This window comes from Leucobacter musarum subsp. musarum, from assembly GCF_001273845.1.
Taxonomy (GTDB): Bacteria; Actinomycetota; Actinomycetes; order Actinomycetales; family Microbacteriaceae; genus Leucobacter; species Leucobacter musarum.
The window spans coordinates 1-247 of record NZ_JHBW01000080.1; the positions used below are offsets into that span (position 1 = coordinate 1).

Here is a 247-nt window from a genome sequence, read left to right on the forward strand (position 1 = left end):
CTTCGCCACCTTCTACCTCCTCTCTCATTTCTCTTCTTTTCTCTCTCTTTTCTCTTCTATTTTCTCTCTCCTCGAACTCTGCCTGAATCCGTCGTACTTTCGTGATTTTTTATTTCCTTCTCCTTTTCTCTTTTCCTCCTCCTCCCCTTTCTCCTCTCTTCTCTCCTTTTTCTTCCCTCTTCTCCTTTCACCTCACTTATGCTAGCGCCGTCATTAGCCCCCAATCTTCTCTTTGCGTCCCTGCCTC

The 247-nt window shown here is 46.2% G+C and carries 1 protein-coding gene; it reads right to left on the reverse strand.

Going from position 1 to position 247, the window contains the following annotated elements:
• Positions 1-56: 56 nt before the first annotated feature.
• Positions 57-247: hypothetical protein (locus CH42_RS16780; RefSeq protein ID WP_204374539.1), on the reverse strand; the 191-nt coding region annotated here is incomplete at its 5' end.